The sequence below is a fragment of the Rhabdaerophilum calidifontis genome (genome assembly GCF_008641065.1).
Classification (GTDB): Bacteria; Pseudomonadota; Alphaproteobacteria; order Rhizobiales; family Beijerinckiaceae; genus Rhabdaerophilum; species Rhabdaerophilum calidifontis.
Genome location: NZ_VTRS01000009.1, coordinates 32,259 through 44,882 on the forward strand (window position 1 = coordinate 32,259; position 12,624 = coordinate 44,882).

Genomic DNA, 12,624 nt, shown 5'->3' on the forward strand with positions numbered 1-12,624 from the left:
GCGCGGCAGAAATCGGGAGCGGAATCATGAATACGGCAATCGGCATCGCGCTCGGCGCGGTGACGCTGGTGCTCTTTTTCGGGCTGGCGAACATGTTGCGCGGCGGCAACAGCAACCGGTCTCAAATGCTGATGCGCTGGCGCGTCGGCTTGCAGTTCCTCGCGATCGTCGCCATGGTGGCGGTCATGTGGTACCGGGGACTCTGATCCGGGCCATCCATCCCCGCGTGATCGGGTCGTTCCCGGCAATCGCTCCGAAAGGTCAGGTTCAACCGTGCTCTCCCGGCTCCTCAGAACCGTGTTTCCGCTTGTCCTGCTCTCCGGCATCGCCCAGGCGGCCGATGCGCCGGCTTTCGGCACCAGGCCGGTTCCCGCCGGCATTTTCAGCGAGCTTCGGCTCGGCGCGCAGGCCCATGATCCCTGGAGCCCGGAAAAGGGCTCGGTCGATCTCACCGCGACGGTTCTGTTCGTGAAGCCGTTCCATCTCGACAGCCGCTGGGATTGGGTGGTGCCCCGGCCGCATATCGGCGGCGCGGTCAACCTCAACAGCGACACGAGCCATGTCAATTTCGGCCTGACCTGGACCTACGACATAACCAGCCGCTTCTTCGTCGAGGCGAGCTTCGGCGGCGCCTTCCACAACGGCAAGACCGGCCGTGCCGTGCCGGCGGACCGTTCGGCGCTCGGCTGCTCGCCGCTGTTCCGCGAATCCGCCGGTATCGGCTTCCGCATCGACCAGAACTGGTCGATCATCGCGCAGGTCGAGCATCTCTCCAATGCCGGGCTCTGCAAGCAGAATCGCGGCCTGACGAATGTCGGCGCCCAGCTCGGCTACCGGTTCTGAACCTGGCGACGCCGCTGCCGCGCTGATTTTGCCTGCTTGATTTTTGCGCTCCTCACGCCAGCTTGAGGCAGATGGCGGTTGCCTTGCGCCGCCGATTCTCCCTCCCGACCCTGGCGACGCGATGGTCAAGCTCAACCGCATCTATACCCGCACCGGCGATGCCGGCACGACCGGACTCGGCGATGGCCGCCGTGTGCCGAAATCCGATCTCCGCGTCGAGGCTTTCGGCACCGTGGACGAGGCCAACGGCGTGATCGGCCTCGCACGGCTTCACAGCGCCGGCGCGCCCGAGATCGACGCGATTCTGGCCCGCATCCAGAACGATCTGTTCGATCTCGGCGCCGATCTCTGCACGCCCGTCACCTCCGCGAAGCTCGATTACGAACCGCTGCGCATCATCGATGCGCAGGTCGAGCGCCTCGAACGCGAGATCGACGCGATGAATGCCCGGCTGAAGCCGCTGCGCTCCTTCGTCCTGCCCGGCGGCACGCCCGTTGCGGCCTATCTCCATCTCGCGCGCACCGTCGTCCGGCGCGCCGAACGGCTGATGTGCGAACTCGCCGCCAAGCCCGGCGAAACCGTCGGCGGTGCTGCGCTGCGCTATGTCAACCGGCTTTCGGACCTGCTCTTCGTGCTGGCGCGGGTCGCCAATGACGACGGCGCCCGCGACGTCACCTGGATTCCCGGCCTGACCCGCGACGGCTGAGCGGGAATCAAAAACCGGCGGCGAGTGTCCGTTTTTTGACTCCAACCGGCCGATCTTCCGGGCTAGCGTGCCGGTGCGCGGCAAGAGGGCTTGCCACATAGTTCATATGTAAACTACAGAACCTCGCCGGCCGCGCTGACCGGCGGGGAACAAGGACAGGACCGAACCATGAAGATCCTCGTGCCCGTGAAGCGGGTGGTCGATTACAACGTGAAGATCCGGGTCAAGGCGGACGGGTCGGGCGTCGAACTGGCGAATGTCAAGATGTCGATGAACCCTTTCGACGAGATCGCGGTCGAAGAGGCGCTGCGTCTTAAGGAAGCAGGCAAGGCAGCGGAAGTGGTCGTGGTTTCGATCGGCCCGGCCGGCGCGGCGGAAACGATCCGCACCGGCCTCGCGATGGGCGCGGATCGCGGCATCCTGATCAAGACGGATGCGAGCGTGGAGCCGCTCGGCGTCGCCAAGCTGCTCAAGGCCGTGATCGCGAACGAGGCACCCGGCCTCGTCATCATGGGCAAGCAGGCGATCGACGACGACATGAACGCGACCGGGCAGATGCTCGCGGCGCTGCTCGGCTGGGGCCAGGGCACCTTCGCGAGCAAGGTCGCGATGGGCGACGGCACGGTTGACGTGACCCGCGAGGTCGATGGCGGATTGCAGACCGTGTCGCTCAAGCTCCCGGCGATCGTCACCACCGATCTCCGCCTCAACGAGCCGCGCTACGCCTCACTCCCCAACATCATGAAGGCGAAGAAGAAGCCGCTCGACGAGACGACGCCCGAGGCGCTCGGTATCGACATTTCGCCCCGCCTCGAAGTGCTCAGGACCGCTGAGCCGCCGACCCGCAAGGCCGGCGTCAAGGTCGCCTCCGTCGAAGAACTCGTCCAGAAACTCAAGACCGAAGCGGGGGTGCTGTGATGGCCGTTCTCGTTCTCGCCGAACATTCCAATTCCGCCCTCAACGAGGCGACCGCCAAGGCCGTGAGCGCGGCCGGCGGGCTCGGCGGCGACATTCACGTGCTGGTCGCCGGCCAGGGCGCGCGCCCCGCCGCCGAGGCCGCCGCGAAACTCGCCGGCGTGGCGAAGGTGCTGCTGGCCGAGGATGCCGGGCTCGCCAACGGCCTCGCCGAACCGGTGGCGGATCTGATCGCGCAGCTCGCGCCCGGCTATGACGCCATTGTCGCGCCGGCTACGGCCAACGGCAAGAACGCGCTGCCGCGTGCGGCGGCGTTGCTCGACGTTCAGGTGATCTCGGGAGTGACGAAGGTGCTCGGACCCGACACGTTCGAGCGGCCGATCTATGCCGGCAACGCGATCCAGACCGTGAAGTCCAGGGATGCCAGGAAGCTGCTCTCGATCATGACGGCGAGCTTCCCGGCGGCGGGCGCCGGCGGTGCGGCAAGCATCGAGAGCGTCGCCGCGCCGGCTTCCTCCGGCCTCTCGGCCTTCGTCTCGGAGGAGGTCTCGAAATCGGACCGGCCGGAACTGGCCTCGGCGAAGATCATCGTCTCGGGCGGGCGCGCGCTCGGCTCGGCGGAGAAATTCCACGAGGTGATCGAGCCGCTGGCGGACAAGCTCGGCGCCGCGATTGGCGCCTCCCGCGCCGCGGTCGATGCGGGCTACGCGCCCAACGATCTCCAGGTCGGCCAGACCGGCAAGGTGGTGGCGCCGCAGCTCTACATCGCCTGCGGCATTTCCGGCGCGATCCAGCATCTCGCGGGCATGAAGGATTCGAAGGTCATCGTCGCGATCAACAAGGACCCGGACGCGCCGATCTTCCAGGTCGCGGATTACGGCCTCGTGGCGGATCTCTTCGAAGCCGTTCCGGCCCTGAACAGGGCGCTCTGAGCCCCGCCGGCCGGAATGCGATGAAAGTTCGGCGAAATCGGCCCTCCGGCGCTTGAGCCGGAGGGCTTTGCTGTCCTAGGGTTGATCCATCGGAAAAGCGTGACAGGCGCGGTTATCGGCATGCAGGGCGAGATCAGGACGATCGGGGTCATCGGGGCGGGGCAGATGGGCTCGGGCATCGCGCATGTCGCGGCGCTCGCAGGCTTCGAGGTGCTGCTCAACGACATCAGCGAGGAGCGCATCCAGTCCGGCCTCGCGACGATCAACGGCAACATGGCGCGTCAGGTTCAGAAGGGCGCGCTGGAGGAGGCCGCCCGCCAGGCCGCGCTCGGGCGCGTCACGGCGGCGCCGCTGATGGAGAATCTCGCGCAATGCGACCTCGTGATCGAGGCCGCGACCGAAAACGAGGAGGTGAAGCGCAAGATCTTCGCGCAACTCACGCGCAACCTGAAGTCGGACGCCATTCTCGCCTCGAACACCTCCTCGATCTCCATCACCCGGCTCGGCGCCGCGACCGACCGGCCGGAACAGTTCATCGGCATCCATTTCATGAACCCCGTGCCGGTGATGCAGCTCGTCGAGATCATCCGCGGGATTGCGACCGACGATACGACCTATGCCCGCGCCAAGGCCTTCTGCGACCGCCTCGGCAAGACCGTGACGATGAGCGAGGATTTCCCGGCCTTCATCGTCAACCGCATCCTGCTGCCGATGATCAACGAGGCGATCTATACCCTCTACGAAGGCGTCGGCACGGTGGAGGCGATCGACACCGCGATGCGGCTCGGCGCCAACCACCCGATGGGCCCGCTCCAGCTCGCGGATTTCATCGGGCTCGATACCTGCCTCTCGATCATGCAGGTGCTGCATGACGGGCTCTCGGACTCGAAATACCGCCCCTGCCCGCTGCTGGTGAAATATGTCGAGGCCGGCTGGCTCGGCCGCAAGACCAAGCGCGGCTTCTACGATTATCGCGGTGAGAAGCCGGTCCCAACCCGGTGATCCGGGTCGCTTAGCCGCCAAAGTACTTTATTCTTCAATGGCTTGAGGCGAATCAAGGCGCAGCTGGCGTTCTGGCCTAAGCTGGCATGGTCCCGCACAGGAGTTCGCCATGCTCGATCCCACGCGCGCCGCGCCGTCGGCCTTCGCCGTGCATCTCGGCGAAAAGCCGAATCATTCCTCCGCCAACGGCACCAAGATCGCGGTTCAAAATGTCGATTTCTTCTACGGGGAGAAACACGCGCTGAAGGATGTCGCCATCGACATTTTCGAGCGCGAGGTCACTGCCTTCATCGGCCCCTCCGGCTGCGGCAAGACGACGCTGCTGCGCTGCCTCAACCGCTCCTACGAGACCATTCCCGGCGCGTATATGACCGGGACGATCCGCCTCGACGGCCACGATATCCATGATCCCGAACTCGACCTGCCGCTGCTGCGCCGGCGCTTCGGCTGGGTGGCCCAGCGGCCGAACCCCTTCCCCTGGTCGGTCCATACCAATGTCGCCTATGGCGCCTGGCTGCACGGGCTGACCCATGATGCCGCCGACACCGACGCGCTGGTCGAACACTGCCTGCGCCAGGTCGGCCTCTGGGACGAGGTGAAGGACGCACTCGACCAGCCCGGAACCGAACTCTCCGGCGGCCAGCAGCAGCGGCTCTGCATCGCCCGCGCCCTCGCCTACGCGCCCGACATCCTGCTGATGGACGAACCCGCCTCGGCGCTCGATCCCGGCGCCACCGCCCTGCTGGAGAACCTCATCGATGAACTCCGCCGCCGCTACACGATCATCATCGTCACTCACAACATGCAGCAGGCGGCGCGGCTCGCCCAGCGCGTGGCGATGTTCCATCTCGGCCGGCTGGTGGAAACCGGGGATGCGGTCGATATCTTCCTGCGCCCGCGCCACGAGATCACCGCCGCCTTCCTCGAAGGTCGTTTCGGCTGAAGCACCGGGCAGGATGGGCGGCGGCCGGGCGTTAACGGTTCCTTGCACCCCCCTTCACACGCGCGTCACATCCACCCTACACTAAGAGTGAGAGCCTTTCGGGTTCGATTCGAGCCCGGCGCGGCTCTACGACGCGGTGATTGTCTCGTTCGCCGCGAAACATCGTTCGGAAAGGCCGTCCAACACGGCGAAGATTGCGTATCGGAATAGACAAGGGTCTGCGTAAGCGAAATCCGCGAGGTTGTGCGTGACACTTCATGTCCAGCCCAGAGACTTTCATCAGCCGGTTTCACCAGAGGCATGCCCCGCCCTGGTGCTGAACGCCGATTACCGGCCACTTTCCTATTACCCGCTCTCGCTCTGGTCCTGGCAGGACGCCATCAAGGCCGTGTTCCTCGACCGGGTGAACATCGTCTCGGTCTATGACCGGGCGGTCTCCAGCCCCTCCTTCTCGATGCTGCTGCCTTCGGTCGTCTCGCTCAAGACCTATGTGAAGCCGAGCCGCATCCCCGCCTTCACGCGCTTCAACGTCTTCCTGCGTGACCGTTTCACCTGCCAATATTGCGGGGCGCGCGAGGATCTGACCTTCGATCACGTCATTCCCCGTTCGAAGGGCGGCCTTACGACCTGGGACAATGTCGTCGCGGCCTGCTCGCCCTGCAACCTGCGCAAGGGCGACCGGCTGCCGATCGAGGTCGAGATGTTTCCGGCGCAGCGGCCCTTCGCGCCGACCGTCAACGACCTGCACATGAACGGCCGGTTGTTCCCGCCGAACTACCTGCACGAGAGCTGGGTCGATTATCTCTACTGGGACAGCGAACTGGAGCCCTGAGGCATCCGGAAGCGCCACGATCCGGCCTGCCCGCCGCGGATCCCGCCCGTCACGCGCTCCGGAGCGAAAAGCCCCGCGCCGCAGCGGCATAGAGCCCCGTGACCAGCGCCGAGACGACGGCGTTCCAGCCCGCGAAGGACAGGCCGAGCACCCGCAGCGGCGCCTCGTCGCACAGCACCACCCGCGCCGTGTTCAGCGATTTCCGGAAATCGTCGAGGCTCGGCGCCTCGGTCGTGAGCCGGCCGCCGCAATCCGCCGGCCCCGCCCAGAGCTTCCATTCGACGCCGGCGTGATAGATCCCGAGCCCGATCGAGACGAGGAAGGCAAGCGCGAGCAACCCGGCGACAAGGGCCGCCGCGCGCGGCGGCATGTTCCGACCCCAAACCATCAGGGCCATGGCCGGCGGCAGCGCGATGTAATAGGGCCAGCGTTGCAGGAGGCAGAGCTTGCAGGGCACGTAGCCGAGCCCGAGTTCTGAGAACCAGGCCCCGCCGATCGCGGCCAGGGCGAGCAGGGTCGCAAGACCCGCCATGCGTCCGGACAGGGTCGCAAACATGGCAGCCTCCGGGCTTAGAACAGCAATTTCGCGGCGGCGAAGCCCGCGACCAGCGCCACCAGGCTGATGATCCCGACAGCGGTGAGATTGGCCTCGATGAAGCGGCGCAGCGGCGCGCCGAACCGGTTCATCACCCCGGCGACCAGGAAGAACCGCGCCCCGCGCGTGATCAGCGACAGGAGCACGAACCAGACGAGATCATAGCCCGCAAGCCCGCTGGCGATGGTGATCAGCTTGAACGGGATCGGCGTGAAGCCCTTGATCAGGATGATCCAGTGCCCGTGCTGCTGATAGAGGGCGCGGAACGCCTCCATCTTGTCGGCATAGCCGTAGAGCCGGATCAGCCAGAGGCCGAGCGTGTCATAGAGCATCGCGCCGATCGCATAGCCGGCGAGCCCGCCGAGCACGGAGGCGATGGTGCAGACCAGCGCGTAGTTCCAGGCGCGCTCCGGCTTTGCCATCACCATCGGCACGAGCATCACATCCGGCGGGACGGGAAAGAACGAACTCTCCGCGAACGAGATCGCGGCGAGCGCCTGCGGCGCCCGCGGCGAGGCGGAAAGCGCGAGGGTCCAGTCATAGAGGCGCTTGAACATGGCGAGGGCTTAGCCGTGCCCGGGCGGCTTGTCCATCGCGGCGGCGCCATCCGCCGCCGGATGATCCCTGATCTGCATCGCCGCCGCGAAAGGCCGGACAATCCTGCACGGCCATCGACCGCGCAGCCCGGCGCAAGACACGCTTGGCGTTGACCGCGCACGTTTCGCCGCTATACCCGGACAGGCAGATGGCACGCCATCGGCCCCTGTGGCGGAACTGGTAGACGCGACCGACTCAAAATCGGTTTCCGCAAGGAGTGCTGGTTCGATTCCGGCCAGGGGCACCAATCTTTTTCGAAGTCGCATCAATTGATCGGGGGATCACCCCCTTGACGCAATCACGCTCTCGCGATGGCGGCCAGGGCGTTCCCAGCTTGTCTCGCCGGGCGAACCGCCGAGATGGGGGGCGCCCCGGTCGACGCCCGGGCTGTCGCCCCGTCAAGCCCCCCTTAGAGATCGCCGCGGCCCGGAACCCGGTCGAAACCTGGTCAGAACCGCGGAACGCCGCTCATTCCGCGGCGACGAGCGGCGCGAAGGCGCGCACGACCTGCTCGTAGACCCCGCGCTTGAAGGGGATGATGAGATCCGGCAGGTTCTCGAGCCGCTCCCAGCGCCAATCGACGAATTCCGGCTTGTGGTGCCCGCCGCCTGGCGCCCGAACGTCGATTTCGGCTTCGTCGCCGGTGAAGCGCAAGGCGAACCATTTCTGCGTTTGGCCGCGATATCGCCCTTTCAGCGCCTTGCCGAGCGCATCCAGTGGCAGATCGTAGCGATACCATTCCGGCGCCTCGGCAAGCAGCGCAGTCGAGCGGATATTGGTTTCCTCGTAGAGTTCGCGCAGCGCCGCGGTGTAAGGATCCTCGCCAGGATCGATACCGCCCTGCGGCATCTGCCATTCGAAGACCGGATCGCGATATTCCGGCCCCTTGTCGGGCCGGCGGCGCCCGACGAAGACGCGGCCCTCCCGGTTGAACAGCGCCACGCCCACGCAGGGGCGATAGGGCATGCCGGCAAGGTCACGAGCCACGGGCACTCCGCCTGGAAGGGGACGACTCAGCGCGATCCATGCGCGATGATGATGGAAATCGGCGCCAAGGCAAGGCCGCGCTCCGCGAGGCCGCGCTGCCAGGCAGCGATTCGCTCCACATTCGCGGGCAGTGCCGGGACGGTGATGATCGCGCTGCCCCGCCGGCGCGCGATCTGCTCGATCTCGGCGAGCTGGGCGTCCAGCGTCGCGGCGGCGCCGGCCTCGACCGCCTTGTCGGCGACGAGAACCGGCAAGCCGAGCTTGCCGCCAAGCTCCGCCGTCCGGCTGCCGGCGGCGGTCCCGTCATCAAGGAACATCAGCCCGCGGCGGTTGATCTCCTCCAGCAGCGTGCCGTAGGTGCCGGGCTCGCCCATCAGCCGGCCGCCCATGAAGTTCATCAATCCGACATAGCCCGGAAAGCGCGACATCAGCCAGTGCAGCCGCTCGATGTTCTCGCGGGCGGGCGCCGAGGCGCGCAGGGTATGCGGGCCGGGGTCGCTCTCCGGGTAATCCTGCGGCTCCATCGGCACCTGCAGCAGGATCTCGTGTCCCTCGCGGCGGGCGCGGGCGACCTGCGTTTCGAGGTCGCGGCCATAGGGCGCGAAGGCCAGGGTCACGGCACCCGGCAGCCGCGAGATCGCATCGGCCGTGCCGCGCGCGCCGATGCCGACCCCGGTCATGACCACGCCGATCATGGGCCGGTCCGGCCGCGCGAAGGGCTGCGCATAGGCAAGGCGCGGCGGCGTTCCGTCATCGGCGATGCGCGGCAGCGCACCGAGATGCGTGCGCTCGCTGACGCGCGGATCGACAATGCTCGCCGTGACCCGGCCCGCCTCCGGCGCGCGCGCCTCGGGAACCTTGATCACGACACCGCCGGGCGGCACACCGCCATTCTGCCGGACGATCCGGACCCCGGACCCCGCCTCGATCTCGGCGGCGGGGCTGCGCGGTCCAGCCGGCGCCTGGGAATGGGTCGACGGGGCCGGAAGCTGCGCGGGCTTGACGCGCTCGATGATCGCAACCACGCCGGGCTCCCGCCGCGGCTCGCGCCCGCGCAGGATCCCCGCCGCCACGAGAACGACGACGCACAACCCGAACGCGGCGACGAGACCGTGCCGCCAGGCCGCCGGTACGCCCGGACGGCTCGGCCCCGGCCTCACGCCAAGGGGGGTCGCCATGCTCTCCAACGCCATCTGCCTGCCTCGCGCTCGCGCGCATCTCGGTCGGCCCGAACCGATGAGCAAACCGTAAAGAACGCTGGTTAACGGCGGTTTAAATGGCGGGCAAAAGCGGAAGCACCAAAGAGCAGGTTAAGAAGATCGGCGAAATCGTGCCTGGCGCGCGGTAAGCCGACACGCCGGAGGTCACCAAGCCCGGAAAGGAGTGCAGGCCGGGATCATGCCGGGCTCCCTAAACGCCATTCGCGCCTCCGGCCCGGAAGGCCGGGCAGGACGATCCGCGCCGGGCGGCGCTCAGTTCTTCTGGCTCGCCGGCTTGCCGGTATTGGCGCGCGCCTCGGGTTTGGGCTGCTTCGGCATCAGCGTCGCGCCCTCGCCGGGATTCTCCTTCGATACCTCGCCGTTGAGGAACCGGACTGCCCAGATGAGCTGCTTGTCCTTGGTGCGATCCGGCGGAACATAGCCGGACGAGCCGCCCTGCTCCTCCTCGTTGACCTTGATATGGCCGCGCATCGAGGCCTCGCCCTTGATCTCGTCGCGCCCCTTCAATTCCTCGGGCACATCCTGGACGACGGCGACATCGGGGGTGATGCCCTTGCCCTGGATGGAGCGGCCGGACGGGGTATAATAGAGTTGCGTCGTGAGCTTGAGCGCGTAATTGCCGCGAAGCTGGAAGATCGATTGCACCGAGCCCTTGCCGAAGGAGCGCGAGCCGACGATCGTGGCACGCTCCTGGTCCTGCAGCGCACCGGCGACGATCTCGGACGCCGAGGCCGAGCCGCCATTGATCAGCACCACCAGCGGCTTGCCGCCGGTGATATCGCCCGGCCGGGCAAGCGCGCGGTTGGTCTGGTCGTTGGTCTTGCCGCGGGTCGAGACGATCTCGCCCGATTCGAGGAAGGCATCGGCGACATAGATCGCCTGATCGAGCAGCCCGCCGGGATTGTTCCTGAGATCGAGCACGAAGCCCTTGAGCTTGTCCTTGCCGATCTCGGCCGTGAGCTTCTCGACCTCCTTCTTGAGGCCCTCGAAGGTCTGCTCGTTGAAGGAGCCGATGCGGAGATAGCCGACCGCATCGCCCTCCTTCTGCGCGCGCACCACCGGCGGCCGGATCGTGTCGCGCGTGATCTCAACCTCCACCGTTTCCTTCTTGTTACGCCAGAGCTTGAGCTTGACCTTGGTGCCGCGCGGCCCCTTCATCTTCTCGACAGCCTGGCTGAGGGTGAGGCCCTGCACCTGCTCGCCATCGATATGGGTCACGAGATCGTTCGCCATCACGCCGGCCTTGGCGGCGGGCGAATCGTCGAACGGCGTCACCACCTTGACGAGCCCGTCCTCCATCTGGACCTCGATGCCGAGCCCGCCGAATTCGCCGCGGGTCTGCTGCTGCATCTCCTGGTTCGATTTCTGGTCGAGGAAGCTCGAATGCGGATCAAGCGAGGTGACCATGCCGTTGATGGCGCTCTCGATCAGCTTCGCCTCATCCGGCTTCTCGACGTAATCGGTGCGGATCTTGTCGAAGACCTCGCCGAACAGCGTCAGCCGGCGATAGGTGTCGGAGGCCGCCGCGTTGGCGTTCGCGGCGACGCGCATCTCGTCGAGGGCGATCAGCGCCAGCGCGCCGAGCGCGACGCCGGACAGGAAAACGGGAATCTTTCGCATCATCCGCGAGCCTTCTCGGCCGATTGGGTTGACCACCACGGGGATGGATCGACCGGGGATCCATCCTTCCGGAATTCGACATAGAGCGCCGGACGCGGCGTTCCAAGTCCCTGTCGGGCTTCGCCCCCCTGATCCTCGCCGCCGCGGCCGAGAAACCCGACCGGCTCGCCGGCCAGCACGAACTGGCCGATCTCGACGGAAAGCCTGTCCAGCCCCGCAAGGACGATATGGTAACCATTGCCGGCATTGATGATCAAGAGATGACCGTAACCCCGGTATGGCCCGGCGAAATGGACCCAGCCATCCGCCGGCATCGTCACCACAGCATTCGCGTTTGACGAAATCGTGATCCCGCGCTCGGTGCCGCCGAGCCCGTCGGGCTGCCCGAAGCGGCGCAGGATCGTGCCCGAGACCGGCAGCGGCACCTGGCCGCGCCGTTCCGCGAGGGATTGACGGGGCTGGAGCCGAGCCGGCTCGCGCCCAGCCCCCGTGCCGAGGCTCGCAACCTCGGTGCCGCGCGCCGGCGCGGGCGCGCGGCGCGCGATCTCGGCCGCGCGCGGCTGACCCACGATCTCGTTCTCGCTGCGCGAGATCAGGTCGCGCAGCGAGCGCGCCTCGCGCGCAAGCGTCGCGACCCGCATCCGCTCGCGGTCGAGTTCCTCCTGCGACATCTTGAGCCGGTCCTGCCGTTGCGCGACGAGTTCCGCGAGGCGGTTGTGCTCGCTCGCGATCCCGTCGCGCGCGCCGCGCAGGGCCTCCGCCGCCGCCGCCGCCTGCCGGCGCAACTCGACCAGCGTCTTGAGATCGGCGACGAGGATCATCGCCTCGTCGCGCATGTCCGGCAGCACGGCCCCGAGCAGGATCGCGGCGCGCATCGCCTGGAGCACGTCCTCCGGCCGGACCAGCAGCGCCGGCGGCGGCTTGCGGCCGATACGCTGCATGGCGGCAAGGATTTCGGCGGTCACCCGCTCGCGGCCCTGGAGCGAGCGCCGCAGCGCATCCTCCTGCCGCCGCAATTCCTCGACCCGCGTCTCGCCTTCCGCGACGCGTTCCTCGGCCGCGCGCACCCGCGCCGCCACCGCGATCAGCTCGGCGCGCAGTTTCTGCGCCTCGGCCGTGACGTTCTCGATCTCGAAGGCGAGCCGGCGCTGCTCGAAATTCGAGCGCTCGATATCCTTCTCGATGCTGCGGAGCTGGATCTGGACATCGGCCCCGGGCACGGCCTGCGGCTTCTCTTGCGCCCTGTCTTGCGCTCCTTCTTGCGCCTCGCCGGGCGCCCAGAGCAGCAGCAGGCAGAGCGCGGTTGCCCAACGGAAGCCGGCATTCCGGATGCCGCGGGCCGCGAACCGGCCACGCTTCGCCCCTCCCGCGCGGAGGAATGATCCGGAAAAGCTGCTCACGGCGACGGCTCGGCCTCCCTCATGCCGCTCCA

General features: G+C 67.2%; 14 protein-coding genes and 1 tRNA gene. 9 read left to right on the forward strand and 6 right to left on the reverse strand.

All coding sequences use genetic code 11. The features are described 5' to 3' along the window. The first annotated feature begins 26 nt into the window (after nucleotides 1-26). From FWJ24_RS13010 to FWJ24_RS13045, 8 genes are all read left to right on the forward strand, one after another. On the forward strand, nucleotides 27-206 hold the full coding sequence (locus FWJ24_RS13010; protein WP_150288273.1) for a twin transmembrane helix small protein: 180 nt from the start codon (nucleotides 27-29) through the stop codon (nucleotides 204-206). 67 nt (nucleotides 207-273) lie between these two features. Then, nucleotides 274-843 carry an acyloxyacyl hydrolase gene (locus FWJ24_RS13015; protein WP_150288274.1) on the forward strand — a complete coding sequence of 190 codons (570 nt, stop codon included), beginning with the start codon at nucleotides 274-276 and terminating at the stop codon, nucleotides 841-843. A 121-nt stretch (nucleotides 844-964) separates the two neighbouring features. Beyond that, a complete protein-coding gene (locus tag FWJ24_RS13020) occupies nucleotides 965-1,549 on the forward strand; it encodes a cob(I)yrinic acid a,c-diamide adenosyltransferase (RefSeq protein WP_150288275.1) in 585 nt (194 codons plus the stop codon). Between the two features lie 168 nt (nucleotides 1,550-1,717). After that, a complete protein-coding gene (locus FWJ24_RS13025) occupies nucleotides 1,718-2,467 on the forward strand; it encodes an electron transfer flavoprotein subunit beta/FixA family protein (RefSeq protein ID WP_150288276.1) in 750 nt (249 codons plus the stop codon). Further along, on the forward strand, nucleotides 2,467-3,396 hold the full coding sequence (locus FWJ24_RS13030) for an electron transfer flavoprotein subunit alpha/FixB family protein (RefSeq protein ID WP_150288277.1): 930 nt from the start codon (nucleotides 2,467-2,469) through the stop codon (nucleotides 3,394-3,396). Before FWJ24_RS13025 ends, FWJ24_RS13030 begins: the two co-directional genes overlap by 1 nt. Nucleotides 3,397-3,516: 120 nt before the next feature. After that, nucleotides 3,517-4,398, forward strand: a complete 882-nt coding sequence (locus tag FWJ24_RS13035; protein WP_150288346.1) for a 3-hydroxybutyryl-CoA dehydrogenase — start codon at nucleotides 3,517-3,519, stop codon at nucleotides 4,396-4,398. A 109-nt stretch (nucleotides 4,399-4,507) separates the two neighbouring features. Further along, nucleotides 4,508-5,341, forward strand: coding sequence for a phosphate ABC transporter ATP-binding protein (locus tag FWJ24_RS13040; protein ID WP_150288278.1), 834 nt, complete (start codon nucleotides 4,508-4,510; stop codon nucleotides 5,339-5,341). 247 nt (nucleotides 5,342-5,588) lie between these two features. After that, nucleotides 5,589-6,173, forward strand: a complete 585-nt coding sequence (locus tag FWJ24_RS13045) for an HNH endonuclease (RefSeq protein WP_150288279.1) — start codon at nucleotides 5,589-5,591, stop codon at nucleotides 6,171-6,173. Nucleotides 6,174-6,222: 49 nt separating this feature from the next. Here the strand turns inward: FWJ24_RS13045 and FWJ24_RS13050 are convergent, their stop codons facing one another. Both FWJ24_RS13050 and FWJ24_RS13055 read right to left on the reverse strand, forming a co-directional pair. Beyond that, a complete protein-coding gene (locus FWJ24_RS13050) occupies nucleotides 6,223-6,729 on the reverse strand; it encodes a disulfide bond formation protein B (RefSeq protein WP_150288280.1) in 507 nt (168 codons plus the stop codon). 14 nt (nucleotides 6,730-6,743) lie between these two features. Continuing rightward, a complete protein-coding gene (locus FWJ24_RS13055; protein WP_150288281.1) occupies nucleotides 6,744-7,325 on the reverse strand; it encodes a YqaA family protein in 582 nt (193 codons plus the stop codon). A gap of 202 nt (nucleotides 7,326-7,527) precedes the next feature. Here FWJ24_RS13055 and FWJ24_RS13060 point away from each other — a divergent pair. Further along, a tRNA-Leu gene (locus FWJ24_RS13060) sits at nucleotides 7,528-7,612 on the forward strand. 221 nt (nucleotides 7,613-7,833) lie between these two features. Here the strand turns inward: FWJ24_RS13060 and FWJ24_RS13065 are convergent. The 4 genes from FWJ24_RS13065 to FWJ24_RS13080 form a co-directional block, all read right to left on the reverse strand. Then, nucleotides 7,834-8,331 (reverse strand): RNA pyrophosphohydrolase, encoded by a 498-nt coding sequence (locus FWJ24_RS13065; RefSeq protein WP_150288347.1) that lies wholly within the window; start codon nucleotides 8,329-8,331, stop codon nucleotides 7,834-7,836. Nucleotides 8,332-8,378: 47 nt separating this feature from the next. Beyond that, on the reverse strand, nucleotides 8,379-9,530 hold the full coding sequence (locus tag FWJ24_RS13070; protein WP_166443718.1) for a divergent polysaccharide deacetylase family protein: 1,152 nt from the start codon (nucleotides 9,528-9,530) through the stop codon (nucleotides 8,379-8,381). 294 nt (nucleotides 9,531-9,824) lie between these two features. Next, the gene (locus FWJ24_RS13075; RefSeq protein WP_150288283.1) at nucleotides 9,825-11,192 is read right to left on the reverse strand and encodes a S41 family peptidase; all 1,368 of its coding nucleotides are present in this window, start codon (nucleotides 11,190-11,192) and stop codon (nucleotides 9,825-9,827) included. Then, nucleotides 11,192-12,412: a murein hydrolase activator EnvC family protein gene (locus FWJ24_RS13080; RefSeq protein ID WP_166443719.1), complete on the reverse strand. Its 1,221-nt coding sequence runs from the start codon at nucleotides 12,410-12,412 to the stop codon at nucleotides 11,192-11,194. Before FWJ24_RS13080 ends, FWJ24_RS13075 begins: the two co-directional genes overlap by 1 nt. Nucleotides 12,413-12,624 lie beyond the last annotated feature (212 nt).

Bases quoted from the DNA above. Each gene is read 5' to 3' on its own strand.
- FWJ24_RS13010 (WP_150288273.1), top strand. From the start codon at position 27: ATGAATACGGCAATCGGCATCGCGCTCGGCGCGGTGACGCTGGTGCTC.
- FWJ24_RS13065 (WP_150288347.1), bottom strand. From the start codon at position 8,331: ATGCCCTATCGCCCCTGCGTGGGCGTGGCGCTGTTCAACCGGGAGGGC.
- FWJ24_RS13055 (WP_150288281.1), bottom strand. From the start codon at position 7,325: ATGTTCAAGCGCCTCTATGACTGGACCCTCGCGCTTTCCGCCTCGCCG.
- FWJ24_RS13020 (WP_150288275.1), top strand. From the start codon at position 965: ATGGTCAAGCTCAACCGCATCTATACCCGCACCGGCGATGCCGGCACG.
- FWJ24_RS13030 (WP_150288277.1), top strand. From the start codon at position 2,467: ATGGCCGTTCTCGTTCTCGCCGAACATTCCAATTCCGCCCTCAACGAG.
- FWJ24_RS13075 (WP_150288283.1), bottom strand. From the start codon at position 11,192: ATGCGAAAGATTCCCGTTTTCCTGTCCGGCGTCGCGCTCGGCGCGCTG.
- FWJ24_RS13050 (WP_150288280.1), bottom strand. From the start codon at position 6,729: ATGTTTGCGACCCTGTCCGGACGCATGGCGGGTCTTGCGACCCTGCTC.
- FWJ24_RS13035 (WP_150288346.1), top strand. From the start codon at position 3,517: ATGCAGGGCGAGATCAGGACGATCGGGGTCATCGGGGCGGGGCAGATG.
- FWJ24_RS13025 (WP_150288276.1), top strand. From the start codon at position 1,718: ATGAAGATCCTCGTGCCCGTGAAGCGGGTGGTCGATTACAACGTGAAG.
- FWJ24_RS13040 (WP_150288278.1), top strand. From the start codon at position 4,508: ATGCTCGATCCCACGCGCGCCGCGCCGTCGGCCTTCGCCGTGCATCTC.
- FWJ24_RS13070 (WP_166443718.1), bottom strand. From the start codon at position 9,530: ATGGCGACCCCCCTTGGCGTGAGGCCGGGGCCGAGCCGTCCGGGCGTA.